The organism is Streptomyces sp. NPDC007856 (assembly GCF_042868225.1).
Classification (GTDB): domain Bacteria; phylum Actinomycetota; class Actinomycetes; order Streptomycetales; family Streptomycetaceae; genus Streptomyces.
The window spans coordinates 161,790-186,825 of sequence record NZ_JBIAEC010000016.1; the positions used below are offsets into that span (position 1 = coordinate 161,790).

At 72.4% G+C, this 25,036-nt stretch carries 21 protein-coding genes; 10 read left to right on the forward strand and 11 right to left on the reverse strand.

Features of this window, described 5'->3' with window-relative positions; all coding sequences use genetic code 11:
* Positions 1-74: 74 nt before the first annotated feature.
* Entirely contained in the window at positions 75-836 is a 762-nt protein-coding gene (locus ACFYOH_RS33130; RefSeq protein WP_388633338.1) for a hypothetical protein, read from the reverse strand.
* Between the two features lie 32 nt (positions 837-868).
* On the reverse strand, positions 869-997 hold the full coding sequence (locus ACFYOH_RS33135) for a hypothetical protein (protein ID WP_365324601.1): 129 nt from the start codon (positions 995-997) through the stop codon (positions 869-871).
* A 735-nt stretch (positions 998-1,732) separates the two neighbouring features.
* On the opposite strand from ACFYOH_RS33135, the gene ACFYOH_RS33140 reads away from it, so the two are divergent.
* From ACFYOH_RS33140 to ACFYOH_RS33150, 3 genes are all read left to right on the forward strand, one after another.
* On the forward strand, positions 1,733-2,689 hold the full coding sequence (locus tag ACFYOH_RS33140; RefSeq protein WP_388633341.1) for an SCO0930 family lipoprotein: 957 nt from the start codon (positions 1,733-1,735) through the stop codon (positions 2,687-2,689).
* 292 nt (positions 2,690-2,981) lie between these two features.
* Positions 2,982-3,794 (forward strand): SAM-dependent methyltransferase, encoded by an 813-nt coding sequence (locus tag ACFYOH_RS33145; protein ID WP_388633344.1) that lies wholly within the window; start codon positions 2,982-2,984, stop codon positions 3,792-3,794.
* Positions 3,791-5,935, forward strand: coding sequence for a putative bifunctional diguanylate cyclase/phosphodiesterase (locus ACFYOH_RS33150; protein WP_388633347.1), 2,145 nt, complete (start codon positions 3,791-3,793; stop codon positions 5,933-5,935). The genes ACFYOH_RS33145 and ACFYOH_RS33150 overlap by 4 nt, the downstream gene beginning before the upstream one ends.
* A gap of 39 nt (positions 5,936-5,974) precedes the next feature.
* On the opposite strand, the gene ACFYOH_RS33155 is transcribed toward ACFYOH_RS33150, so the two are convergent.
* Positions 5,975-6,859: a LysR family transcriptional regulator gene (locus tag ACFYOH_RS33155; RefSeq protein ID WP_388633559.1), complete on the reverse strand. Its 885-nt coding sequence runs from the start codon at positions 6,857-6,859 to the stop codon at positions 5,975-5,977.
* Positions 6,860-6,978: 119 nt separating this feature from the next.
* Between ACFYOH_RS33155 and ACFYOH_RS33160 the strand changes: the two genes are divergently transcribed.
* From ACFYOH_RS33160 to ACFYOH_RS33180, 5 genes are all read left to right on the forward strand, one after another.
* Complete coding sequence (locus ACFYOH_RS33160) at positions 6,979-7,650, forward strand: succinate dehydrogenase (protein WP_388633562.1); 672 nt, start codon at positions 6,979-6,981, stop codon at positions 7,648-7,650.
* Position 7,651: 1 nt separating this feature from the next.
* Entirely contained in the window at positions 7,652-9,601 is a 1,950-nt protein-coding gene (locus ACFYOH_RS33165) for a fumarate reductase/succinate dehydrogenase flavoprotein subunit (RefSeq protein WP_388633349.1), read from the forward strand.
* Entirely contained in the window at positions 9,598-10,347 is a 750-nt protein-coding gene (locus ACFYOH_RS33170) for a succinate dehydrogenase/fumarate reductase iron-sulfur subunit (protein WP_388633352.1), read from the forward strand. Before ACFYOH_RS33165 ends, ACFYOH_RS33170 begins: the two co-directional genes overlap by 4 nt.
* A gap of 236 nt (positions 10,348-10,583) precedes the next feature.
* Positions 10,584-11,354: a GNAT family N-acyltransferase gene (locus ACFYOH_RS33175; protein WP_365324617.1), complete on the forward strand. Its 771-nt coding sequence runs from the start codon at positions 10,584-10,586 to the stop codon at positions 11,352-11,354.
* Complete coding sequence (locus tag ACFYOH_RS33180; RefSeq protein ID WP_388633355.1) at positions 11,354-12,199, forward strand: lysophospholipid acyltransferase family protein; 846 nt, start codon at positions 11,354-11,356, stop codon at positions 12,197-12,199. The genes ACFYOH_RS33175 and ACFYOH_RS33180 overlap by 1 nt, the downstream gene beginning before the upstream one ends.
* Positions 12,200-12,203: 4 nt before the next feature.
* On the opposite strand, the gene ACFYOH_RS33185 is transcribed toward ACFYOH_RS33180, so the two are convergent.
* From ACFYOH_RS33185 to ACFYOH_RS33215, 7 genes are all read right to left on the reverse strand, one after another.
* Complete coding sequence (locus ACFYOH_RS33185) at positions 12,204-15,545, reverse strand: SAV_2336 N-terminal domain-related protein (protein ID WP_388633358.1); 3,342 nt, start codon at positions 15,543-15,545, stop codon at positions 12,204-12,206.
* Positions 15,542-16,492 (reverse strand): AAA family ATPase, encoded by a 951-nt coding sequence (locus tag ACFYOH_RS33190; protein ID WP_388633361.1) that lies wholly within the window; start codon positions 16,490-16,492, stop codon positions 15,542-15,544. The genes ACFYOH_RS33185 and ACFYOH_RS33190 overlap by 4 nt, the downstream gene beginning before the upstream one ends.
* Positions 16,489-18,633, reverse strand: a complete 2,145-nt coding sequence (locus tag ACFYOH_RS33195; RefSeq protein ID WP_388633364.1) for a trypsin-like peptidase domain-containing protein — start codon at positions 18,631-18,633, stop codon at positions 16,489-16,491. Before ACFYOH_RS33195 ends, ACFYOH_RS33190 begins: the two co-directional genes overlap by 4 nt.
* Before the next feature lie 3 nt (positions 18,634-18,636).
* Positions 18,637-19,029 carry a CU044_2847 family protein gene (locus ACFYOH_RS33200; protein ID WP_388633367.1) on the reverse strand — a complete coding sequence of 131 codons (393 nt, stop codon included), beginning with the start codon at positions 19,027-19,029 and terminating at the stop codon, positions 18,637-18,639.
* A 96-nt stretch (positions 19,030-19,125) separates the two neighbouring features.
* Complete coding sequence (locus ACFYOH_RS33205) at positions 19,126-21,456, reverse strand: ATP-binding cassette domain-containing protein (RefSeq protein WP_388633369.1); 2,331 nt, start codon at positions 21,454-21,456, stop codon at positions 19,126-19,128.
* A gap of 32 nt (positions 21,457-21,488) precedes the next feature.
* Positions 21,489-21,677 carry an antitoxin gene (locus ACFYOH_RS33210; protein ID WP_388633372.1) on the reverse strand — a complete coding sequence of 63 codons (189 nt, stop codon included), beginning with the start codon at positions 21,675-21,677 and terminating at the stop codon, positions 21,489-21,491.
* A gap of 95 nt (positions 21,678-21,772) precedes the next feature.
* On the reverse strand, positions 21,773-22,780 hold the full coding sequence (locus ACFYOH_RS33215) for an LLM class flavin-dependent oxidoreductase (RefSeq protein WP_388633374.1): 1,008 nt from the start codon (positions 22,778-22,780) through the stop codon (positions 21,773-21,775).
* A 65-nt stretch (positions 22,781-22,845) separates the two neighbouring features.
* On the opposite strand from ACFYOH_RS33215, the gene ACFYOH_RS33220 reads away from it, so the two are divergent.
* The gene (locus ACFYOH_RS33220) at positions 22,846-23,337 is read left to right on the forward strand and encodes a hypothetical protein (RefSeq protein ID WP_388633377.1); all 492 of its coding nucleotides are present in this window, start codon (positions 22,846-22,848) and stop codon (positions 23,335-23,337) included.
* A 12-nt stretch (positions 23,338-23,349) separates the two neighbouring features.
* Here the strand turns inward: ACFYOH_RS33220 and ACFYOH_RS33225 are convergent, their stop codons facing one another.
* Complete coding sequence (locus tag ACFYOH_RS33225; protein WP_388633379.1) at positions 23,350-23,565, reverse strand: dodecin; 216 nt, start codon at positions 23,563-23,565, stop codon at positions 23,350-23,352.
* A gap of 216 nt (positions 23,566-23,781) precedes the next feature.
* On the opposite strand from ACFYOH_RS33225, the gene ACFYOH_RS33230 reads away from it, so the two are divergent.
* Positions 23,782-25,035 (forward strand): extracellular solute-binding protein, encoded by a 1,254-nt coding sequence (locus ACFYOH_RS33230; protein ID WP_388633382.1) that lies wholly within the window; start codon positions 23,782-23,784, stop codon positions 25,033-25,035.
* The last annotated feature ends 1 nt before the right edge of the window (position 25,036 follow it).

Sequence of the window (25,036 nt, forward strand, 5' to 3'; positions counted from 1 at the left end):
CGCCGGCGCAGAAGCGCGAACCGGGCACGGGCGTGCGGTCGTTCAGGGGGAGACGCCCCCTGGTCGGGGGACTGTCAGGTGACGCCCGGGAACAGGTTCATGAACGGTTCCGCGGTCACCGCGATGCCCCGGCTGAACGGGGCGTCGAAGTCCCAGATGAGGAACAGCATGAAGGCGATGGTCGCGGAGAACAGCCCCGCCAGGACCAGTTCGCGTCTGGTGCGCCGGATCTGCAGCGCGAACACCATGCCGATGGTGACCAGCGCCCCGGTGAGCAGGCCCCACCACACCACCGACGGCATCGTGGCCCCGGTGGAGTCGGCGCGGGCGTTGCGCGCCTGGTCGGCCGCGGTCATCTGGTCCAGGAGCGGCTGGTAGGCCTGCGCCTCGAAGTCGTTCTTCGGCTTGTAGTCGGTGACGTCCTGGCGGACCTTCCGCAGCAGCTGTCCGCCGCGGTCGGTGACGCGCTCGTCGTGGGACATCGTCCGCCACTCGTGGTGGACGACATAGGCGACATAGGTGTTGACATCCATGCGGATCCGGTCACGGACGTCCGGCGGATAGACCCGGACCCGTTCCGAGATCTCGTGCAGCGCCTGGGCCTCGGACTGCACATGGTCCTGGGCGGAGCTGCGGGCCTCCCACACACCCGCGATGGCCAGGCCCAGGACGATAGCGTACACGACACCGATCCACATCGTCATGTACTCGATGACGTCCGGGGTCTCGCTGGGATCCTCGTCCGCGGGGGCACGCTTGTGCCGTACGACGGTGACGACCACCACCACAGCACAGGCCGCCAGCATCGCGAGGACGAGAACAAGCCAATCCGGCAACGGATACCTCCAGAAGGTGAGCGGCCGGCGCGTCAGCGCGGACGCAGCGCCGCGACGGCGACGATCGCGGGAACGGTGATGAGCAGGACGTAGGTGACCGGCGTGGTGTGGCCCGGCGCGACATGTGCGGTGCGGTGCGGGTGGTACGCCGGGTAGCTCACCGGCGTCACCGAGGGCCGCGGAGCGGGCTTCGGCTTCGGCGTGGGGGGAGGGGTGGGCGGCGGTGTCGGCCGTGGTGCCGGCGGAGCCGGGGCAGGCGGGGCCGGCGGCCGCGGTCTCGGGGTGGGCTTCGGGGCCGGGCGCGGAGTCGGCTTCGGCTTCGGTTTCGGCGGTGGCGGTGGCGGTGGCGGTGGCGAGGGCGTCGGTGTGGGCGGGGGCGGGGGCGGGGGCGGCGTGGGCGTCGGACAGGGCGGCGGGGTCGGCCAGTGGTCGCCGGCGTAGGCCACCGCCACCGTGCCGTCCGGGCCCGTGGAGGCGTAGGCGCAGGCGTCGGCCGACGCCGTGCCGGCCGGGCAGCCCACCAGGGTCCAGGTCAGCGCCACCAGGGCCAACACCCGTGCGGCGGGCGCGCATCGGGTCACTTCGGGTTCATGCACGCGGAGATCATGGGCTGCGAAAACCGGTCGTACGCCGTCGGGCGCCTGTATTGATCCGAAGGGAGGACATGGCGTGATCAGTGGTTTGACGCGAAGAAAGAGCGTAGTTGGTGCGATATGCGCGCCCGTACGAACCCCGCGCGCCGGCATGCAGGACGGCGCAGGTCACAGGGGGCGGAAAGATTTTCCCGAAGAACTTCCCCGCCCCGTTGAACGCTCCAGCCCCCTCGGTGCGTACCCATGACCGTGCGGCGGCGCGGCAGGGCGCTGCAACAACCAGGCGAATATGGGGAGTTGGAAATGAAGACCTCCTGGCGGACCGCCTCATTGGTGGCCACAGCCGCTGCGGTGCTGGCGCTGACGACGGCGTGCGGTCAGGACAACGGCACCAGCCCGGCATCGGCCGCCCAGAACGTCGGGGCCACCGCGCCCGCGGGCAGCCCGACCAGCGGTGCCGGCACCGGATCCGGAAACGGTTACGGCGCCGACGGCAACCAGAGCTCCAGCTCCCCGGCCCCGGCCGCCCCCGCGGGCAAGCTCACCGTGGCCGCCGACCCCAACCTGGGCAAGGTGCTGACCGACGGCTCCGGCCTCACCCTCTACCGGTTCGACAACGACACCGCCAACCCGCCCAAGTCGAACTGCGACGGCGACTGCGCCACCACCTGGCCGCCCGTGCCCGCCAATGACGCCACGGCCGGCGCCGGCGTCGACAAGTCGCTGCTCGGCGAGGTCACCCGGGCCGACGGCACCAAGCAGCTCACCATCGGCGGCTGGCCCGCCTACCGCTACGCCAAGGACGCCAAGGCCGGAGACACCAACGGCCAGGGCGTGGGCGGCAAGTGGTTCGCGCTGGCCCCGAACGGCAAGAAGGCCTCCCTGGCCGCACTGCCCGGTCTGTCCGTCCGCAAGGACCCCAGGCTCGGCGACATCATCGTCGACAAGAACGGCATGACGGTCTACCGCTTCCTCAAGGACAAGGCCTGGCCCAAGGTCATCTCCAACTGCACCGGGGCCTGCCTGCAGAAGTGGCCGGCCGTCGGCATCGTCAAGCCCGAGGACACCCAGGGTGTCAAGAAGAAGGGTCTGATGGGCTTCACCCGCCCCGACGGTGTGCAGCAGATGACGGTCAACTGCTGGCCGATCTACACCTTCTCCGGGGACAAGGCCCCCGGCGACACCAACGGTGAGGGCGTGGGCGGCACCTGGTACGCCGTCTCGCCCGACGGCAAGCCGGTCGGCGCACCGGGCAACTAGATCACCTCCCCAGGGTCGATCGCCCCGCCCGGCCCGGAGCGCCACCGAAGGTCCGCCCCCTCCGCACCGCACGGAGGGGGCGGACCGTTGTGCGTGGAGGCCGCGTGTGCGGGGACGGGCCCGCCAAGTGGGCACAGCCGTCACACAGCGGGTCCATCCGGGCACTTGCCGCAGGCAGTGGCGGGGAACGGACGGTCAATTTCCGGTTCGGGTCGCTCCTTTGCCGGGCGATCAGTAGCCTCAGCTCGAACACCGGATCGCCTGTCCCTGTCCCCTACCCTTGGAGAGATACATGGAGCGCCCCGCCTGGGCCCCACGGAGCATCGACATCACGGTGCCGAGCGTCTCGCGGATCTACGACTTCTACCTGGGCGGCTCGCACAACTTCGAGGTGGACCGGGAAGCGGCCCGCAAGGCGATGGAGTTCATGCCGGGCCTGCCGAAGATCATGCAGGCCAACCGGGCGTTCATGCGCCGTGCCGTGCGGTTCGCGGCCGGGGAGGGCATCACCCAGTTCCTCGACATCGGCTCCGGCATCCCGACCTTCGGCAACGTCCACGAGGTGGCCCAGGCGGCCGCACCGGGCGCCCGCGTGGTCTACGTCGACCACGACCCGGTCGCCGTCGCGCACAGCCAGGCGGTGCTGGCCGGAAACGACGACGCGGACGTGGTCGCGGCGGACCTGCGCAAGCCGCGGGAGATCCTCTCCAGCCCCCAGGTGGAGCGGCTGATCGAGCGGAACCGGCCAGTCGCCCTCCTCCTCGTTGCCATACTGCACTTCGTGGAAGACGCGGACGACCCTTACGGTGCGGTTGCCGAGCTGCGCGACGCGCTCGCGCCCGGCAGCCTGCTGATCCTCACGCATGCCTCGTACGAGGGAATCCCGCTGCCCGCCGAGCGGGCCGAGGGCGCGGTGGACGTATACAAGGACATTCGCAATCCGCTCATCATGCGCTCGCGCGACGAGATCGCGCGGTTCTTCGAGGGGTACGACATGGTGGAACCGGGACTGGTGCCGATGCCGCACTGGCGGCCGGAGTCGCCGCCGGAGGACGAGGATCCGTTCGCCTTCTCCGGGTTCGCCGGCGTGGGGCGTACGGCGTGAGCGCCGAGCCGGACGGGCCGGAGGACAGACTGCGCCGGTTCACGACGATCTGGAGCCGGGCGGTCTACGCGGTGACCTCCACGTCGCTGACCCGGGCCGAGTTCGAGAAACAACTGCTGCCGCTCGCCCGCCGGTTGAGCGAGCTGCTCCGGGCGCGCGGCTTCGACGCGGACGGCGCGAAGGCGGTCGGCGCCGCCCTGGTCGGCGCGCACTGCACCGACCCCGAGGCGCTCACCCGGACCCTGGACTGCGTGGACGCCTATCTGGTGCTGTACTGCGCCGAGGACGGCCCCCAGGACGAACCACGGCTGCGCTGCTCGCGGTTGCAGCACGCGATGGCCGCCGGATTCGCCGACGCGCTGCGCGAACGCACCCTCGCCGAGCAGGAGTCCATCGCGCAGGCCGCGCTCAGGGCCCAGGGCGTGGTCGCGCAGGCGCTGCACGCCAGCGAGGCCCGCTTCCGCGCAGTCTTCGAGGGCGCGGCCATAGGGATCGGGATCGCCGACCTCGACGGCAACGTCCTGCAGGTCAACGAGGCGCTGCTGCGCATGTTCGGGCAGTCCGACCAGGCCCTGCGCGGCCGCCGCGTCCAGGACTGGGTGCACCCCGAGGACGCGCCGCAGACCTGGAAGCTCTACGACGAACTCGTCCGCGGCGAGCGCGAGCACTACCACCTCGAAAAGGCCTTCAACCGCCCCGACGGCACGGTGCTGTGGACCAACCTGACGGTCTCCCTGCTGCGCGACGCAGACGGCGATCCGCAGTACCAGCTGGCCCTCATGGAGGACACCACCGAGCGCCGGCTGCTCAACCTCCGGCTGCGCTACGAGGCTACCCACGACGCGCTCACCGGCCTGCCCAACCGCAGCCTGTTCTTCGAGCGCCTGGAGAAGGCCCTCAACGCGGCCGAAGGCCAGCGCTTCGGCCTGTGCTACCTCGATCTGGACGGCTTCAAGACCGTCAACGACAGCCTCGGGCACGCGGCCGGCGACCGGCTGCTGGTGGAGGTCGCCGACCGGCTGCAGTCCTGTGCGACCGCGCCCGGGGAGATGGTCGCCCGGCTCGGCGGCGACGAGTTCGTGGCCCTGACCACCGGCCCGGGCACCGACCGCAAGGTCGACGAACTCGCCGAACGCATCATGAACGCCCTCGTCACCCCCGTCAGCATCGACGGCCGTGACCTGCTGGTGCGCGGCAGCCTCGGCATCGTCGAGGGCCCGGCGGGCGAGCGCACGGCGGCGGAGGTCCTGCGCAGCGCGGACATCACCATGTACCGGGCCAAGTCCGCGGGCGGCAACCGCTCCGAACTCGCCGACCCGGAGGCCGACGCCCGTGCGATCACCCGCCACGGCCTGACAACGGCCCTGCCCACGGCCCTGGAACGCGGCGAGTTCTTCATCGAGTACCAGCCGCTGGTCCACCTCGGCGACGGCAGCGTGCGCGGCGCCGAGGCCCTCGTCCGCTGGCTGCACCCCCAGCACGGAGTCCTCGGCCCCGACCGCTTCATCCCGCTCGCCGAGCACACCGGTCTGATCGTCCCGCTGGGCCGCTGGGTCCTGGAGGAGTCCATCCGCCAGGCGCGCGCCTGGCGGGAACGCCACGGCGAGGAGACGGCCGCGGGTCCCCTGCGCATCAACGTCAACCTGTCGCCGTGCCAGCTCAGCCATCCAGGCCTCGTCCAGGACACGGTCGACATCCTCGAACGCGCGGGTGTCGCGCCGGACGCCCTGTGCCTGGAGGTCACCGAGTCCGCCCTCATCGGCGCCGACGACGACCTGCTCAAACCCTTGCACCGGCTCGCCGAGATGGGCGTCGACATCGCCCTGGACGACTTCGGCACCGGCTACTCCAACCTCGCCAACCTCCGCCGCCTCCCGGTACGCATCCTCAAGCTGGACCGCTCCTTCACCCAGGGCATGCAGCGGTTCCCCGCCGACCCGGTCGACCTGAAGATCGTCGAGGGCATCGTCTCCCTGGCCCACAGCCTCGACCTGGCGGTCACCGTCGAGGGAGTGGAAACCGGCGCCCAGGCGGAACAGCTCCGGATACTGGGCTGCGACACGGCCCAGGGCTGGTACTACGCGCGCCCGGGCCCACCGGAGAGACTCCACGACCTGGCCTTGGTGGACGCAACGGGCTGATGTGGGGGGTGTGGGGGGCGCAGCCCCCCACCGACACCGTCACCGCTCGAGCAACATCCGCTGCAGCTCCCGCGCAGCCCGCGGCGGTGCCACGTCACTGCGGTGAGCCAGTGCAATGGCCCGCTGCAGCCCGGGCCGGGCCAGCGGGGTCACCCTGAGCCCCTGACCGGAGCGCGTGGCAACCATCCACGGCACCACGGCGATCCCCAGCCCCGCCCGGACGAACCCCAACGCCGCGTCCATCTCACCGCCTTCGACCGCGAACTCCGGCTCGAACCCGGCGGAGCGACACGCCGCCACGGTCAGCTCCCGCAGGTCGTACCCGTGCCGGAACATCACCAGCCGCTCGCCCTCCAGATCGGCGATGTGCACGACGCGCCCGCCCCGCCCGGGGGCCGGCGCCTCGCGTGAGGACACCACCACCAACTCCTCCCGCAGCAGCTCCACCGTCGACAGCGCGGGCGCGGGCGTCGGAAGCGGCAGGACGACCAGCGCGAGATCGAGCGCGCCACGCGCCAGCTCCCGCACCAGATCGTGCGAGCCGCCCTCCTCGATCAAGAGCTGGATGCCGGGATAGCGGTCGTGGAAGGCGCGCAGCACATCCGGCAGCAGACCCGTGCACAGACTCGGCGTCGCCCCCAGCCGTACCCGGCCCCGGCGCAGCTGCACCAGCTCCTGCACCTCGTACCGGGCGGTGTCCGCGTCCGCCAGGATCCGCCGGGCCAGCGGCAGCAGCGCCTCACCGGCGTCGGTGAGCGTGATGTTGCCCCGGGCACGCAGGAACAGATCCGCGCCCAGCTCCCGCTCCAGCGCCTTGATCTGCTGCGAGAGAGAGGGCTGGGCGACGTGCACCAGCTCGGCGGCGCGGGTGAAGTGCCGGGTCTCGGCGACGGCGACGAAGTACTGGAGCTGCTGGAACTGCATCATGCAAGGATAGCTTCGCCCTATGGAAACGAGCTGGACCATGTCTTGGACCGATCGGGTCATTCGCCCCTAGCGTGCTGGTCATGGCTCTGGCAACGCGGACGGACCGACGGCCGTCCATGGCGCGCACGATGTGGGACTCCTCCGTCGGCAAGAAGACAGTGATGGCCGTCAGCGGCCTGGTCATGCTGCTGTACCTGGTCGCGCACATGATCGGGAACCTGAAGATCTACTTCGGGGCCGGCGAGTTCAACCACTACGCCCACTGGCTGCGCACCATCGGCGAACCCTTCATGCACTACGAGTGGACGCTCTGGCTCATCCGGATCGTCCTCGTCGTCGCCGTGGTCGCCCACGCCACGTCCGCGTACCAGCTCAGCCGCCGCGACATCAGGGCGCGGCCCAGCAAGTACGTGCACAGCAAGCCCCGGGCGAGCTACGCCACCCGCACCATGCGCTGGGGCGGCATCATCCTCGGCCTGTTCGTCGTCTGGCACATCCTGGACCTGACCACCGGCACCGTGCACTCCGGCGGCTTCCAGGAGGGCCACCCGTACCAGAACGTGGTGGACACCTTCTCCACCTGGTACGGAAACGTCATCTACATCGTCGCGATGCTCGCGCTCGGCCTGCACATCCGGCACGGCTTCTGGAGCGCCGCGCAGACCCTCGGCGTCGGCAGCCGCGCCCGCGACCGCGCCCTGAAGACCGTAGCCAACGTCCTCGCGCTGCTGCTCACGGCCGGTTTCATCGCCGTACCCGTGGGCGTCATGACCGGAGTGGTGAGCTGACATGACCGAATACGTGAAGTACGCGACGGGCGAGCCGGTCACCGACTCCAAGGCGCCGTCCGGCCCCATCCACGAGCGCTGGGACAAGCGCCGCTTCGAGGCCAAGCTGGTCAACCCCGCCAACCGGCGCAAGCACACGATCATCGTGGTCGGCACCGGCCTCGCCGGCGGCTCCGCGGGCGCGACGCTGGCCGAACAGGGCTACCACGTCGTGCAGTTCTGCTACCAGGACTCCCCGCGCCGAGCCCACTCCATCGCCGCGCAGGGAGGCATCAACGCGGCGAAGAACTACCGCAACGACGGCGACTCGATCCACCGGCTGTTCTACGACACCGTCAAGGGCGGCGACTTCCGCGCCCGTGAGTCCAATGTCCACCGTCTCGCGCAGATCTCGGTCGAGATCATCGACCAGTGCGTGGCCCAGGGCGTGCCCTTCGCCCGCGAGTACGGCGGCCTGCTCGACACCCGCTCCTTCGGCGGCGTCCAGGTCTCCCGCACCTTCTACGCCCGCGGCCAGACGGGCCAGCAGTTGCTGCTGGGCGCGTACCAGGCCCTGAGCAGGCAGATCGCCGCGGGCAACGTGGAGATGCACCCGCGCACCGAGATGCTGGACCTCATCGTCGTGGACGGGCGGGCCCGCGGCATCGTGGCGCGGGATCTGATCACCGGGAAGATCGACACGTACTTCGCCGACGCCGTCGTACTGGCCAGCGGCGGTTACGGAAACGTCTTCTACCTGTCGACCAACGCCATGAACTCCAACGCGACCGCCATCTGGCGGGCGCACCGGCGCGGCGCCTACTTCGCCAACCCCTGCTTCACACAGATCCACCCCACCTGCATCCCGCGCACCGGCGACCACCAGTCCAAGCTGACCCTGATGAGCGAGTCGCTGCGCAACGACGGCCGGATCTGGGTGTCCAGGGCCAAGGGCGACACCCGCCCGCCGAACCGGATCCCGGAGGACGAGCGCGACTACTACCTGGAGCGTATCTACCCGTCCTTCGGCAACCTGGTCCCGCGTGACATCGCCTCCCGCGCCGCGAAGAACGTCTGCGACGAGGGCAGGGGAGTCGGCCCCGGCGGACAGGGCGTGTACCTGGACTTCGCCGACGCCATCCAGCGGATGGGCCGCAAGGCGGTCGAGGCCAGGTACGGCAACCTCTTCGACATGTACCAGCGGATCACCGACGAGGATCCGTACGAGGTGCCGATGCGGATCTACCCGGCGGTGCACTACACGATGGGCGGCCTGTGGGTCGACTACGACCTGCAGACGACGATCCCCGGCCTGTTCGCGATCGGTGAGGCCAACTTCTCCGACCACGGCGCCAACCGGCTCGGCGCCTCCGCGCTGATGCAGGGCCTGGCCGACGGCTACTTCGTGCTCCCGGCCACCATCAACGACTACCTGGCCCGCAACCCGCATCAGGAGACGCTGACGGCCGACCACCCCGCGGTCCAGGAGGCGTTGACCGAGACCGAGGACTGGCTGAACCTGCTGCTGTCCGTCGACGGCGACCGCACTCCCGACTCCTTCCACCGCGAAGTCGGCGAACTCATGTGGGAGTTCTGCGGCATGGCCCGCACCGACTCCGGACTGCGCAAGGCCCTGGAGCGCATCCCGCAGATCCGCGAGGAGTTCTGGCGGCGCATCAAGGTTCCCGGCACCGGCGAGGAGTTCAACCAGTCGCTGGAGAAGGCCAACCGGATCGTCGACTACCTGGAGCTGGCCGAGCTGATGTGCCTCGACGCGCTGCACCGCGCCGAGTCGTGCGGCGGCCACTTCCGCGAGGAGTCGCAGACCCCCGACGGCGAGGCCGCCCGCAAGGACGACGAGTTCGGCTACGCGGCGGCCTGGGAGTTCACCGGCACCGGTGCGGCACCCGTCCTGCACAAGGAAGACCTGGTCTTCGAGTACGTCCACCCCACCCAGCGGAGCTACGCATGAAGCTCACCCTGCGCGTCTGGCGCCAGAAGAACGCCGACGCACAAGGCGCCATGTCCACGTACGAGGTGGACGGCATCTCCTCCGACATGTCCTTCCTGGAGATGCTGGACGTCCTCAACGAACAGCTCATCCTGGCCGGTGAGGAGCCGGTCGCCTTCGACCACGACTGCCGCGAGGGCATCTGCGGCGCGTGCTCGCTCGTGATCAACGGCGATGCACACGGGCCGGAGCGCACCACCACCTGCCAGCTGCACATGCGGTCCTTCCAGGACGGCGACACGATCGACATCGAGCCGTGGCGGGCGGCGGCCTTCCCCGTGATCAAGGACCTGGTCGTGGACCGGTCCGCGTTCGACCGGATCATCCAGGCCGGCGGCTACGTCACCGCACCGACCGGGTCCGCTCCGGAGGCGCATGCCACGCCGGTGCCGAAGGCCGACGCCGACTTCGCCTTCGAGCACGCGGAGTGCATCGGCTGCGGGGCGTGTGTGGCCGCGTGTCCCAACGGCGCGGCGATGCTGTTCACCTCCGCCAAGGTCAACCATCTGAACGTGCTGCCCCAGGGTGCGCCCGAGCGGGAGACCCGGGTGCTGGACATGGTGGCGCAGATGGACGCGGAGGGCTTCGGCGGGTGCACGCTGACCGGGGAGTGCGCCACGGCCTGTCCGAAGGGGATCCCGCTGGTGTCCATCACGAACATGAACAAGGAGTGGCTGCGGGCCACCCGGAAGGTGGGGAAGCGGTAGCGTCCCACTGAGCAGGAAACGTTCGTCGCACAGACGAACGGGCGGGGCCGGCGATGGTGCTCACCGGCCCCGTCTCGTGTTCGGTGATCGCCGGTATCCCGGCGTTCAGCATTCCCACATCCCCTCTCCGGGCACAGGTCACGCGCACGCCAACCGGCGTCGGAAGAACTGGAGCGGCGGGCCGTACGCCCCCGCTCGCCGCCGTCGCCGAACCGGCCCGTGACCAGGAGAGAGCCATGACCGGCGTTTCCACCCTCGACCGCCCCCCGCAGCCCGAGGCACCGACCCGCTACACCGTCACCCTCGCCCGTGACGAGGACGACGTGCGGGCCGCGCAGCGGCTGCGGCACGACGTCTTCGCCGGTGAGATGGGGGCCCTGCTGGCCACGCCGCAGCCGGGACTGGACGTCGACGCCTTCGACGCCTACTGCGACCACCTGCTCGTGCGCGACACCGGCACCGGGCAGGTCGTCGGCACCTACCGGCTGCTGCCGCCGGAGCGGGCCTCGGTCGCCGGCCGGCTCTACTCGGAGGGCGAGTTCGAGCTGGGCGCGCTGGACCCGATCCGGCCCGGACTGGTCGAGGTCGGCCGCTCCTGTGTGCACCCCGACCACCGCGACGGCGCGGTCATCGGCCTGATCTGGGCCGGGATAGCCCGCTACATGGTCGACCGCGGGCACGAGTGGCTGGCGGGCTGCTGCTCGGTGCCGCTCGCCGACGGCGGCACCCTCGCGACGGCCACCTGGGAGCGGGTGCGCGCCAAGCACCTGGCACCCGAGGAGTTCCGGGTACGGCCGCTGCTGCCCTGGATCCCGAACGCCGAGGCCCCGGCCGGGCACAGCGAGCTGCCCGCCCTGCTGCGCGGCTATCTGCGCCTCGGCGCCTGGGTGTGCGGCGAGCCCGCGCACGACCCGGACTTCGGGGTCGCCGACATGTACGTGCTGCTGTCGATGCGCCGGGTGAACGCGCGCTATCTGCGGCACTTCCTCTCCCTCGTGCCGGCCTGATGAGCGTCTGGCTGCCCAGCGCGCCCTGCAGCCCGGGCGCCTGTGTGGAGCCGGCCCGGGCTGCCGCGGCCGTACCCCGGGCCGTGCTGCGGCTGACCGCGGTCGTGGTCCTGGTGCTGGCCGGGATCGTGCTGTCCCCGCTCGGCGGGAGGATCCCCGCCGAGTGGGTCAGGCGGTGGTGCCGGGTGATCGTGCGGGCCATGGGGGTACGGGTCCGCTTCACCGGCGGTGCCGCACCGGCCGGCGGGCTGCTGCTGGTGGCCAACCACGTCTCGTGGCTGGACATCCCGCTGCTGACCGCCGTACGCCCCGCCCGGATGCTCGCCAAGACCGAGATCCGGCAGTGGCCGGTCGCGGGCGCGCTGGCCGCTCGCGGCGGGGCGCTGTTCATCGAGCGGGACCGGATCCGCGCCCTGCCCGAGACGGTCGCCCGGATCGCCGAGGCGCTGCGCGAGGGCGCGGCCGTCGCCGCGTTCCCCGAGGGCAGCACCTGGTGCGGGCGCGCCCACGGCCGCTTCCACCGGGCCGTCTTCCAGGCCGCGCTCGACGCCGGCGTACCCGTGCAGCCGGTCGGCCTGCGCTACCGGCAGGAGACCGGCGGCGGCCCGAGCACGGCGGCGGCGTTCGTCGGCGAGGACACCCTCCTCGCCTCCCTGTGGCGGGTGGCCCGCACCCGGGGCCTGATCGCGGAGGTGGAGGTACGGCCGGTGATCCGGCCCGGCGCCCACCCCGACCGCCGCGCCCTCGCCCGGGCGGCCCAGCCGGTCGCTCACGAGCCGGCCTGGACCCATGCGGCCCTGGTCGCGGGCCGGCCCGTGCACGCCGCGCCCGTCCGGACGGGGTAGCCGTTCACAGCAGGGGGCGTACGGCCAGCTCCGCCAGCCGCAGATATGCCTCCACCGTGCCCGCGCGCAGATCCTTCAGCTCCCAGCGCGGCGACTGCAGCGCACTGTCGAAGGGCACGAGCAGCACCTGGGCGGGCGGGACGGTCAGCTGCTGGACGAAGGTGTCGGGCAGGGTCCGGCGGTAGGAACCGTCCGTCCGGGAGGCCACGACGACCGCCTCGTCCGCCAGTTCGGGGCGTCCGGCGTCCCGGATCCCGCCGAGGAGGCGCGCCGCGTCGTCGCGGAAGGAATCGGTGGTGCCGCAGCACACGATCAGCCGGTCCGTGTGGTCGAGGATCACCTCCAGCGTCGCGTCCACGCGCACCGGTGCCCAGTCGGTCAGCACGAACGAGTAGTACGGCGCCGTGTGGGCCAGAACACGCATGTACTGGTGGGTGTGCGTGGAGTTGGGCCCGTAGTGCCCCGGGCGGTGCGCGAGCACCTCCAGGCCCGAGGGAAGGCGCGTGGTGTGGGCGCGGACCTGCTCGTACGACGGGCCGCGCGAGAGGTCGGCCAGGTCCCGGGGCACCGCTTGGTTGCGCTCGTGGGGCAGGAAGGCGTCGAGCGCTCCCTCGGTGGGGGCCCCGTCGACGGCGAGGACGGGTTCCGGCCGCACGGCGGCCAGCACCGAGCCCAGTGCCATCGTCGCGGTGGCCCGGCCGCTGTGGTGGTGGGCGCCGACCAGCGTCAGCCGCCTGCTGAACAGCAGCGGCTCGCGCAGCAGCGCGAGGCGTTCTCGGATGTGCCCGCGGGCCGCCTTGAAGCGGGACAGCGGCAGCTGCCGTCCGGCCTGCGGTGGCGTCGGGGGCGGGCTCAGCGGTACGGGCGCCGACAGCCTGCTGCCTGCCGGTATGACGGGGGACAGCGAGTCGTCGCCGGTCCGCAGCCGGGCCAGGGCTATGTACCGGGCCAGGGCGTCGGCGACCTCGCCGGCGGTGGGGCGGACGGCCGGGTCGTCGTCGAGGCAGCGGAGCACCAGGCGTCGCAGCTGCTCCCAGCCGTCCCCCTGCCACAGGTGCATGCCCTCCGGCAGACTCGGCACCTCGACGCCCGCCTTGCTGCTGATCAGCTGCAGCAGCGCGCCCAGCGCACGCATGCTGTCCGCGACGGTCGGCGCCGGGCCGGACCCCAGATACCGGTCGTCGACGGCGTAGTCGGACAGATCGGCGAGCGCCACGGTGCGGCGCAGCACGTACACGCTGTCCGTTCCGAAGTCGGCGGGCACCAGCCCGCCGGCGTGACACAGGGCGAGCGCGTTGGCCAGATGCCAGGAGACAAGCAGGCCGCGCACGAGGTCGAACGGGGCGGTGCCGTCCGCCAGGGCTCCCGCGAACACCTCGGACAGGCGCGGCGGCGCGGCGTTTCCGGCGTCCTGGTCGCCGATCGGCGCCATCGCGAGCCAGGGCGGTGAGTCCTCCAGACCGGTGGCGAGCAGCGCGGGCGCGTACTGGCCCTGCAGCCGGGACAGTGCCTCCGCCTCCATGGCGATCAACTGGGCGTTGGCCGCCGGGAGATCGGGCCGCGGGGTGCGCAGCACCGCCTCGGTGCCGTGTGCGTCGGTGCCCCGGTACAGAATCGTACGGCGGCCGCGGCGCCGGTACCGCAGGGTGTAGGGGCCGAGCCGGACCGGGTCCGCGTCGGTCAGCGGAGCCCAGCCGTCGGCTCCCGCGGGCGTGCGCTCCGGCTCGCGGGAGGGCAGGCCGGGTACCCGCTCGAACGACACCCCGAAGCGGGCGAGCAGCCGGCGTTCGACGCTGGTGAACGGCTGGTGGGAGCCCGGCAGATGGGCGGAGCCGTCCGGATGGGCCAGCCAGGCCGGGAAGTCGGGCGAGTTGCCCGCGAGTTCCTCCAGATGGCGGCCGATCCGGCGGCTGGTGCGCAGGAGTTCGGCCTGCGGGACGGAGTCCAGGAGCACCGACTTCGACTCCTCGGCGAAGTCGAACACCCGGTGCTTGGCGGGCAGCGGTCCGGGCACCGGGGCCGGGTGCGGCCGGACCAGACCGCCCAGGAACACCTCCGCCAGATGCGAGGTCGTGGCCGGCCAGGGCACCGCCGACTGCACCAGCCTCATCACCGGCACCGACAGCGGCGAGACCGCGGCGAGATGGGCCGCCAGCCGGTAGGCCTCGGGGGTGGCCGCGTCCCGGAAGTGCTGGGCGCTGGTCAGGTCCCGGGCGTCGGCCACACTGCCGTACGGGTCGGGGTGGGCCAGCAGGGGCAGCTCCACGGTGGTGCCGGGGGAGGCGAGCAGCCGGGCCCAGTCCCGCAGCGACTCGGGGGTCGGCTCCAGGACGGGCACGGGCACCCCGTCGAAGGCGGACAGCTCCGGCGGCAGGACCGGATCGCTCACCTCCCAGGCGGCGTTGGCGCCACCGATCCTGCGAGTGGTGGCCTGCCAGCGCTCGGCGGCGATGCCGGAGGCCTCCCACATGTCCGGCGGCAGTGTCTGCAGGACCGCGGTCGGTCCGCGGGACGCCCAGCGGGCCAGCAGCCCGTGCAGGGCACCGGAGCGCCAGGCGGCGCCCATGCCGTCGCTGACGACGAGGACCAGGGTGCGGCCCGAGGGGTCGTTGACCGTGCTGAGCGGCAACGCACCGCTCCCGGGCCGGAACGGCCGCGTGTGCAGGCGGGGTTCACGGGCGGCACGGGTGTCGAGGCCGAGGACACGGGTGGTGGCGAAGGCACCCAACCGCTCCAGCAGGGTGCGCAGTTCGGCGCCGAGCCGATGCCACAGCAGCATCGACAGACCGTCGTCCACGAGCAGTGCCAGATTCAGCCAGCGCTCGCGCACCGGCCGTTCCACCACGTCGGGCAGCCCCGTCTCGGCCAGCTGGGCGGCGGTGCGCTCCTCGTCGATCTCCGTGCGGTAACGGCTGTCGCGGCGGCGGCGCAACGGCCGAAGCGCCCGGCCCAGGGCCAGCTCGTCGGCGAGGGCCTTGTCCTCGGGCACCCGCACCGGCATCGCCCGGCGCGGCTCGGGCGCGGACGGGGTGAGCCGCACCTCGGGCGCCGGACCGCGCCGGGCCGCCCCGTACAGGGCGGGGGCGGTGAGGTCGGGCAGGTCCGGGTCGTCGGGGTCCGGCGTGGGGGCCTGCGCGGCGGCCGGGCCTGGATCCGGCGCGGGGCCGGGCGCGGGGCGGCTCGGCACCGGCGGGGGTTCGCGCCGGAGCGGTGCCTCGGTGTCGGTGGGCAGGCGGCGGGCGAGCCAGAGCACGTCGAGGACCTGGTCCGCGTCCAGGTCGTGACCGCAGGACGCCAGTACCCGCAGTGCCTCGGCCAGTCGCCCGCCCCCGCCCGCCACGGTCACATCGCCCCGGTGAGCTGGTGCAGTACGGCGTCCAGCAGGCCCTCCGCGTCCAGGTCGACGCCCCCGGTGCGCAGGAACACGGCGTTCAGCAGCTGGTCGGTGGCGAGTTCACCGAGGGCGCGGCGGCGCAGGAAGGCGTCGATGAGGTCGTCCGCCTCCCGCAGCGCCTCCTCGCCCAGATGCGCGGCGACGATGGTGCGCAGCCGCTCCTCGTCGGGCACCGGCAGTTCCAGCCTGAGGCAGCGGCGCAGGAACGCGGGCGGGAAGTCCCGTTCACCGTTGCTGGTGATGATCACGACGGGGAACTCGGCGCACTGGACGAGGCCCTGGTGCACCCGGACCGTGCCCCGGTGGTCCGAGGTCTGCACCTCCACGTCGGCGCTGTCCTCCGGCAGCCGGACCAGCTCCTTGATCTCGAAGTAGCCCTCCTCGAACACGGTGAGCAGATCGTTGGGGAGGTCGACGTCGCCCTTGTCCATCTCGTCGATGAGCAGACAGCGCGGGCCGGCCGAGGCCACCAGCGCGGTGCCGAGCGGCCCGAGGCGGATGAACTGCCCGATGGACGGCTCGCGGTCGCCGCGGTCCCGGCTGAGCGTGGTCTCCCGCAGCCGGCCGATGGCGTCGTAGACGTAGAGGGCGTCCGGCACGGTGGAGCGGCTGGTGACGGACCAGCGCAGCAGATCGCCGAGGCGCAGTTCCAGCGCGACGGCACGGGCGAGCGACGACTTGCCGGTGCCCGCGGGACCGGTCACCAGCAGCGGACGACGCAGATGCAGCGCCGCGTTGACGATGTCGGCGTGCCGCGGGTCGATCACGTACGGCAGCTTTGGGCGCGGCGCGCGCACCGGGGCGAAGCGCCGCCACGGCGGCGCGTCGGGCAGGGTGACCTCGCGGGGAACGCCGTCGCCTCGGAACAGTCGCCATGCGGCGTCGGCGGCGGATGTCATGGGCCCTCCTGGGGTTCGGACAGGTGCAGGCGGGGGACGGTGCGGTCGGCGTCGGCCCAGGCGAGGACCGGACGGCCGGGGAACTCGGGCGGATTGGCCCAGGCGCCCGCCCGGTAGCTGTGGACGCCGTCGGGGAGCTCCCGGGTGGCGACCCGCGCCATGTGCCGGACACTGTGCGAGGGCCCGTCCTCGCCGCGGTCCCACATCACCACAGGTATGCCCAGCGCCAGGCAGGTCTGCACGATGCGGTCCCGGGGAGGACCGGGCGGTACGTCCACGGAGACGCGTACCGTGTCGAGTTGGTTGACGAGCTGCGAGTAGAGCGCGTCCCGGTCGGCGGGGTCCGAGACGACGAGCGCCTTGCCGGAGTCCAGGCGGCTCCATCTGCTGCGCCAGCGGGAGACGAACCGCCCGTTGCGGCGCAGCAGTTCGGGGCAGTGCACGACCAGCGGGTACTCCACCCCGAGCACCCCGGGCACCAGCTCGGCACGGCCCTGGGCCGCCCACTCGTCGACGGGCAGGTTCAGGCCGCCGCGGTCCACGAGCACCTCCACCAGCGGCGGACGCTCGTCCTCGGGCGGGGGCGTGAGCGAGTCCAGGACCCGCAGCACCTCTCGGGCCGCTTCGGAGGCGGTGTACGTCCGCACGCTCTCGGTGGACACCTGCCGGGGCCCGGCGCCCTCGTCGCACCAGATCCGCAGCCGGTGCCGGCTCCGCCCGGCCTTCGTCACCTGGACCAGGACGCGCACCCTGGCGGCCCGTCCGCGCACGGAACGCGCCCATTCCTGGGCGTCGTAGCGCCGCTCGCCCAGTGCCGAGCGCCCGATGCCGAGCCGGCCGGCCACCCGGTCCGACCACATCCGGAGCCGGGCCCGCGGGGTGTCGGGCGCGAGGGCGGCGACGTACTCCACCACCCGCAGCAGCGCGGGCACCCGGCGCTCACCGTCGCTCGCGTGGCCGTCGCCGGGGAGGATCTCCAGGCGGTCGACGAGCGCATCCACGCTGTCGCCGCCCGGCTGGGCCGCCAGATGCGGTAACGCGGCGCGGACCGCCTCGGGGAACCGCGCGCTCACGGCGGGGTCGAGGGCACGCAGATGCCCGCGCAGGTCCGCGTACTCGGACGGGGACAGCAGCCGGGGAGTGCGGGACAGGGCGCCCGCGGCCAGCAGCCGGTCGGTGGACCTCGGGTCCTCCCGGCGCAACAGCCCGGTCAGTGCCGCGAGCGCCCGCGGATGCGTCAGCAGGAACGCGGCGAAGTCCTCGGCGGACGGCGGCCGGACATCGCTGCCGTGCTCCACTCCGCACAGCTGGGCGAGCCGGCGGGCCCGGTCGCCCCGCCCGGTGGGGGAGGGAAGGGCGTCGTCGATCGCCTGCAGCAGCAGCCCGAAGGCGTGCTCGTCGGTGTCGGGCGGCACGGGGCGGCATGCGTCCAGCACACCGAGGGGCCGCAGTTCGGCCTCGACGGCCTGCCAGGGGATGACCCAGCTGCGCCGGATGACGTTCTGGAAGTCGAGCGGGAGCGGATGCCCGGCGGCGTCGAGCGGCAGGAAGTGCCCCGCGACGAGGCCGACCACGGCGTCCTCCTCCTGACACCACAGGGGGCCGCCGCTGTAACCGACGTCGACCGCCATGCCGGTGGACGCGCCGTCGACATAGCCGTGCGGACCGTGCACGGCGGCGACGGTGAGCCGGGCCACGGTGGCATCGGCACCGCTGCCGTGCCAGGCGCGGAGCTTCTGACCGACCGACAGGGCGGCCTGGCCGGGGCCGTCGGGCAGACCCGGGGCCGGGACGTCGACGCGGAGTACGGCGAGGTCGCCGAGCCACTCGCGGGCCCCCGGCCGCACCGGCCCGCCGCCCGGGGCGCGGGGCGGGATCCAGTGGGCCACCCGGGCGAGGTGGCGCTGCGAGCCGACGGCGGACCTGCTCACTTCCACGGGTACGTCCACGTCCATCGGTGCCCGGGTGTGGAACATGTCCCGGCCCAGCGCGGCATTCACGACATGCGCGCAGGTCAGCACGGTGTCATGGCCGAGGACCAGCCCCGCGCCCGCCGTCCTGCCGTCCTCGGTCCGCCGCACCGTCACGACGTACCGGGACGGGTCGCGGCCACCGGCCCCCGCGGTGTGGAACCAGCCCACGCGTCACTCCGCGGGGTTCGTGCCGGTGTCCGGGGCGGGCTTCCAGCTGGCGGTGACGGTGAGATGGGCCTGTCCGGCGGCGCCGACGATCCCGAACTTGAGGTCCTGGCCCACCTGCACGCCGAAGGTCACGCTCAGCTCGGTCGGCGGCTCGGGCACCGCCGTGGCGGCGTCGTGGACCTCCTGCAGCAGCGGACCGAGCGGACGCAGCGCGCCGCGCAGCGCGCCGGCCGCGAGGTTCGCGACGGCCCGGCCGCCCGCCCCGACCGGCACCACTGTGCCCAGGCCCGCGGGGAGGTCGTCGTCCCGTGTGACAGGGGGTGCGCCCGCCGCGGGGGCGAGGAAGAAGCGGACCGGCGTGCCGTCGTCGAGTTCGAGTTCCGGTGAAGTGGACACCGTCACATTATCGTCAAGGAGCGGGCAGGGGCCGACCCGATGGTCCAACTCGGTTACCACATCGATGCATTGGGCACGGGTCGGTGAGGACGGAACTCAGGGCATGACCCGCGCCAGGTACGGTGCCGTGGCGCTGCCCGCCGCCCGCGCCACCCGCTCCGGAGGGCCCGACGCCACGATCCGGCCGCCCCGGTCGCCGCCGCCGGGGCCCAGGTCGATGACCCAGTCGGCGCCCGCGACCACCGTCATGTCGTGCTCGACCACCACGACCGTGTGCCCGGCGTCGACCAGCCCGTGCAGCCGGTCCATCAGCACCTCCACATCGGCCGGGTGCAGTCCGGTGGTGGGCTCGTCCAGCAGGTAGAGGGTGTGGCCGCGCCGGCCGCGCTGCAGCTCGCTCGCCAGCTTGATCCGCTGTGCCTCCCCGCCGGACAGCTCGGTCGCCGGCTGCCCGAGACGCAGATAGCCGAGGCCCACGTCGAGCAGCGTGCCGAGGCTGCGGGCGGCGGCCGGGATGTCGGCGAAGAACTCCGCCGCGGCCTCCACCGTCAGATCGAGCACCTCGGCGATGTTCCGTTCCCGGTAGGTGACTTGGCGGGTCTCGGGGTTGTAGCGGGCGCCGCCGCAGTCCGGGCAGGGCGCGTAGGTGCTCGGCAGGAACAGCAGCTCGACGCTGACGAAACCCTCGCCCTGGCAGGTCTCGCAGCGCCCACCGGACACGTTGAAGGAGAACCGGCCGACGCCGTACCCGCGCGCCCGCGCCTCCTCGGTGCCGGCGAACACCTTGCGTACGACGTCGAACAGCCCGGTGTAGGTCGCCAGGTTGGAGCGCGGGGTGCGCCCGATCGGCTTCTGGTCGACCCGGACCAGCCGGTCCACGCCGTGAAGGTCATCCGTCAACTCGCCGATGAGCGTGGACTTTCCGGAACCGGAGACCCCGGTGACGGCGGTGAACGCACCGAGCGGGAACTCGGCCGTCACCGCGCGCAGGTTGTGCCGGGTCACCGGACCCACCGTCAACCAGCCGCGCGGGGAGCGGACCTCACGCGCCGGGCCGGGTGACTCGTCGAAGAGGAACACGGCCGTCGCCGACTCCGCCACACACGCCAGCTCGGCCGGCGGCCCGCTGTACAGCACGCGTCCGCCGTGCTCGCCCGCGCCGGGGCCCACGTCCACCAGCCAGTCGGCGCCGCGCACCACCTCCAGGTGATGCTCCACCACGAACACCGAGTTGCCCGCGGCCTTCAGCCGGTCCAGCACGGTCAGCAACGCCTCGGTGTCCGCCGGGTGCAGTCCGGCGGACGGCTCGTCCAGGACGTAGACCACGCCGAACAGCCCGGAGCGCAACTGCGTGGCGAGCCGGAGCCGTTGGAGCTCGCCCGCCGAGAGGGTGGGGGTGGAGCGGTCGAGGCTGAGGTAGCCGAGGCCCAGTTCGACCACCGGCGCGATCCGGGACTTCAGGTCCTCGGTGAGGACCCGGGCGGTCTCGGTATGGCCGTCCAGCAGGGCCGCCAGTTCGGTCAGCGGCAGCGCGGCCAGTTCGGCGATCGTCCGGCCGCCGAAGCTCACGGCCAGCGCCTCCGGCCGTAGCCGGCTGCCCCCGCACACCGGGCAGGGCGCGCTGGTCAGGAACCGTTCGGCCTTCGCCCGCAGCGACGCCGACCTGGTGTCCGAGAAGGTCTTCAGCACATACCGGCGGGCACTCATGTACGTTCCCTGGTACGGCCGTTGGATGCGGTCGGCGTCCCGGACCGGGTGGACGGTGACGACGGGCTGCTCGTCCGTGAACAGGATCCACTCCCGCGCCTGCGCGGGCAGCTCGCGCCAGGGCCGGTCCACGTCGTGGCCGAGGGCGTCGAGGATGTCGCGCAGATTCTTGCCCTGCCAGGCGCCGGGCCAGGCGGCGATGGCGCCCTCGCGGATGGACAGCGAGGGATCCGGGACCAGCAACTCCTCGGTGGTGTCGTGCACTTGGCCCAGACCATGGCACTCCGGGCAGGCCCCGGCCGCCGTGTTCGGCGAGAACGCGTCCGAATCGAGCCGCTCCGCGCCGGGCGGATACGCCCCGGCCCGGGAGAACAGCATGCGCAGGGAGTTGGCGAGATTGGTGACCGTGCCCACCGAGGAGCGCGAGGTGGGGGCCGCGCGGCGCTGCTGCAGCGAGACCGCGGGCGGCAGCCCGGTGATCTCACCGACCTTGGGCGCCCCGACCTGGTGGATCAGCCTGCGCGCATACGGCGCGACCGACTCGAAGTACCGCCGCTGCGCCTCGGCGTAGATCGTGCCGAACGCCAGCGACGACTTCCCCGATCCGGACACGCCGGTGAACACGGCCAGGACGTCGCGCGGGATGTCGACGTCGACGCCCTTGAGATTGTGCTCGCGGGCGCCGCGGACGCGGACGTACTGGTCATGTGGGCTGTGCATAGAGGCACAACCCTATCCACGCCCGGGCGCCGCTACTGCGGAGGGTTGTCGCGGCGGTTCTGGTCGATGTACTCGTCCGCCCGCTTCTGCGCGGCGTCGACCTGGGACCTGTACTTGTCCTGGGTCCTCTGGTCGATCATGTCGCCGGCCTTGTCGACGCCCGTCCTGGCCTGGTCCTCGTGGCCCTTGAGCATCTGCTTGATCTTGTCCATCATGGACATGGCAGCCCTCCTGGTCGCTTGAGGCTTCCCTCCCAGGGTCACCGGCGCCGGCCGGGTCCGCATCTCGGGGTCGTGGGGCCCTGAGCGGCCCGGATTCAGCGGCCCGGGGTGAACAGCGCGGCGAGCCGCCGGTAGGAGTCCAGCAGGGCCGTACGGTCGTAGCCGCTGGTGGTGACCAGCACCTCGTCGGCGCCCGTCTCCTTCAGTACCGTCTCCAGCTCGTCCGCGACGTGGTCCTCGGTGCCGGCGATGTGCCCGGCGAGACCGCCCTCGTAGAAGCCGCGCTCCTTCGCGGTCATCGGGCGGGCCTCGATCTCCTCGGCCGGGGCGAGCGGCGGGAAGGTGCCGTGGGTGCGCGAGTACGCCATCGACCAGGCCTCCGGGACCAGCAGCCGCCGCGCCTCCGCCTCGGTGCCGGCGACCGCGACCGTCCCGGAGATCACGACGTACGGCTCGGCCGCCCAGGTGGAGGGGCGGAACAGGGAGCGGTACTGGTCGATGCCGCGCAGCATCCTCTCCCGGCCGCGCAGATCGCCGATCACCATCGGCAGTCCGGCGCGGGCCGCGATCCGCGCGCCCTCGCCCATGGCCAGCACGAACGGCGGCACCCGCAGTCCTTCGGCGGGGCGCGCCCGCACCCCGGTCGGCGAGCCGCCCGCGAACCAGCCCAGCAGTTCGCCGAGCTGTGCCGCGAAGTCCCCGGCCACCTCCTTGTCCCGGCCGAGGGCTTTGCGCACGCCGTCGGTGAAGCCGACGGAACGCCCGAGCCCCATGTCGATCCGGCCGGGGAACAGGGACTCCAGCACGCCGAACTGCTCGGCGACGACGAGCGGTTGGTGGTTGGGCAGCATCACCCCGCCGGTGCCGACCCGGATGGCGCGGGTGGCCGAGGCGACCGCGGCGACCAGCACGGTCGGCGCGGAACCGGCGACCCCGGGCACACCATGGTGCTCGGACACCCAGAAGCGGTGATAGCCGAGCCGCTCCGCCTCCCGCGCCAGTGCGACGGTGTCCCGCAGCGCCTCGGCGGGCGGGTGTCCCTCGCGGGTGCGCGAACGGTCGAGGACGGAGAACCGGGTCCGGGCGATCACTGTGCTGCTCACACAGGGTTCAACGCCCCGAGGAGCCGGGAATTCCTGGACCGTCGGCGCCTGGCTAAGGTGGCCCCGTGACCGACAGCACCAGGCGTCCGCTCGCCGTGTACGACCTCGACAACACCCTGGCCGACACGGCGCACCGGCAGCACTTCCTGGAGACACGGCCGAAGAACTGGGCCGCGTTCTTCGCCGCCGCGCCCGCGGACCCGCCCCTCGCCGAGGGCATCGCGCTCGCCCTGGAGAGCGCCCGCGAGTGCGAGGTCCTGTATCTCACCGGCCGTCCCGAGCGGTGCCGGCGCGACACGCTGGACTGGCTCGCGGCCCATGGGCTTCCCGAGGGGCGCGTGTACATGCGCAGCAACGCCGACCGCAGGCCCGCCCGGTTCACCAAGCTGGAGATCATGCGCCGGCTCGCCCAGGACCGCGAGATCCGTGTCCTCGTGGACGACGACGAAATGGTCTGCGACGACGCCGAGCGCGCGGGGTTCACCGTCGTACGTGCCCGCTGGGCCGCGAAGTCCGCGGCGCTCCAGGAGGCTCAGGAGCGGGAGGGCCGCACCTGACGCCGGCCGGCGTCAGCCCGCGTCCTCGATGCGGAAGCCGACCTTCAGTCCCACCTGGTAGTGCTCGATCCGCCCGTTCTCGATCTGGCCGCGGACCTCTGTGATCTCGAACCAGTCCAGATTGCGCAGGGTCTGGTCGGCGCGGGCGATGCCGTTGCGGATGGCCTGGTCGATGCCTTCGTGTGACGTGCCGACGATCTCGGTGACCCGGTAGGTGTGATTCGTCATGAGGGTGCTCCTCTCGTGTCACGCCGTACTCCACCGTGCCCCATCCCCGCCCCGCCCGCACGGTGTCCGGGACCTACGCGGGTAGCCCGTGCCCCCTTGACCCTCTGCATTGGTCCATACCAAAATCCAGCACACCCGTGCGAGCGGTGCCGCTCGCCCCCCCACGTCGGGCCCCCACGCCTGTCCGCATCCCCGCCAGACAGAACAGGACCCCTCGTGAGATGTCGTCTGCTCGCCCTCGTGTGTGTCACCGGTTCCCTCCTGAGCGCCTGCGGGATGCTCCCCGGCGAGCACGAGCGCAAGACCGTCACCGTGTGGCTGATGAAGGACAGCGCCTCGGACGCGTTCCTGCGGCGCTTCACGGCCGACTTCGAGCGCAGCCACAAGGACCTGCGCCTGGACATCCGCATCCAGCAATGGACCGGCATCGTCGACAAGGTCCGCGCGGCGCTCAAGGACGCCTCCGGGGACGGGCCCGATGTCATCGAGGTCGGCAACACCCAGGTGCCGCTGTACGCCGACGGAGGCAAGCTCGCCGACCTCACGCTGGAGTCGATGCGCGACTGGGGCAAGGACCAGTGGCTGCCCGCCCTCGCCGGGCCCGGCAAGGACGCCAACGCGCAGTACGGCATCCCCTGGTACGCCGCCAACCGCGTCGTCATCTACCGCAAGGACCTGTTCGAGGCGGCCGGCGTCACCCGCCCGCCGAGGACCCGCGAGGAGTGGCTCGCCGACACCGAGAAGCTCAACTCCGCGGGCAACCAGGGTATTTACCTGGCCGGACAGGACTGGTACACGCTCTCGGGCTTCATCTGGGACGAGGGCGGCGACCTCGCCCGGCAGAAGGACTACCGGTGGGAGGGTGCCCTCGGCACCCCGGCCGCGCTGCGCGGCATGGACTTCTACCGGCGGCTGCAGGCGCTGGGGCGGGGCCCCGCGGACGCGGACGAGGAACACCCGCCCCAGGCAGGGGTGTTCGCCGACGGCAGGGTGGCGCAGATCATCGCCGTACCGGGGCTGGCCCAGTCGATCGTGCGGCAGAACCCGGATCTGCAGAACAAGCTGGGCTTCTTCCCGGTGCCTGGGAAGACCGCCGCACGGCCCTGCACCGTCTTCACCGGCGGCTCCGACCTCGTCGTCCCCTCGGGCACCAAGGACCAGTTCGCGGCGACCGCCGTCGTCGGGGCGCTCGTCGGTGCCAAGTGGGACACGGAACTCGCCCGCACGATGAACTACGTGCCCAACAAGACCACGCTGGCGAGCGCGGTCGCGGGCGAGGAGGGGGTCGCCGCCATGGCCGCGGGTGCGGCACACGGCCGGGCGACCCCCAGCACCCCTCAGTGGGCCGACGTCGAGGCCGACAACCCGATCAAGGAGTACATGTCCCGGGTGCTCCGGGGTGCGGACCCGGCCACGGAGGCCCGCCGGGCCTCCGCGAAGATCACCGAGGAACTCGCGCCGGAGGTGTGAG

Excerpts from the sequence above, each read along its gene's own strand:
- ACFYOH_RS33140 (WP_388633341.1), top strand. The coding sequence starts at position 1,733 with ATGAAGACCTCCTGGCGGACCGCCTCATTGGTGGCCACAGCCGCTGCG.
- ACFYOH_RS33145 (WP_388633344.1), top strand. The coding sequence starts at position 2,982 with ATGGAGCGCCCCGCCTGGGCCCCACGGAGCATCGACATCACGGTGCCG.
- ACFYOH_RS33155 (WP_388633559.1), bottom strand. The coding sequence starts at position 6,859 with ATGCAGTTCCAGCAGCTCCAGTACTTCGTCGCCGTCGCCGAGACCCGG.
- ACFYOH_RS33160 (WP_388633562.1), top strand. The coding sequence starts at position 6,979 with ATGGCGCGCACGATGTGGGACTCCTCCGTCGGCAAGAAGACAGTGATG.
- ACFYOH_RS33165 (WP_388633349.1), top strand. The coding sequence starts at position 7,652 with ATGACCGAATACGTGAAGTACGCGACGGGCGAGCCGGTCACCGACTCC.
- ACFYOH_RS33170 (WP_388633352.1), top strand. The coding sequence starts at position 9,598 with ATGAAGCTCACCCTGCGCGTCTGGCGCCAGAAGAACGCCGACGCACAA.
- ACFYOH_RS33175 (WP_365324617.1), top strand. The coding sequence starts at position 10,584 with ATGACCGGCGTTTCCACCCTCGACCGCCCCCCGCAGCCCGAGGCACCG.
- ACFYOH_RS33180 (WP_388633355.1), top strand. The coding sequence starts at position 11,354 with ATGAGCGTCTGGCTGCCCAGCGCGCCCTGCAGCCCGGGCGCCTGTGTG.
- ACFYOH_RS33190 (WP_388633361.1), bottom strand. The coding sequence starts at position 16,492 with ATGACATCCGCCGCCGACGCCGCATGGCGACTGTTCCGAGGCGACGGC.
- ACFYOH_RS33205 (WP_388633369.1), bottom strand. The coding sequence starts at position 21,456 with ATGCACAGCCCACATGACCAGTACGTCCGCGTCCGCGGCGCCCGCGAG.
- ACFYOH_RS33210 (WP_388633372.1), bottom strand. The coding sequence starts at position 21,677 with ATGTCCATGATGGACAAGATCAAGCAGATGCTCAAGGGCCACGAGGAC.
- ACFYOH_RS33225 (WP_388633379.1), bottom strand. The coding sequence starts at position 23,565 with ATGACGAATCACACCTACCGGGTCACCGAGATCGTCGGCACGTCACAC.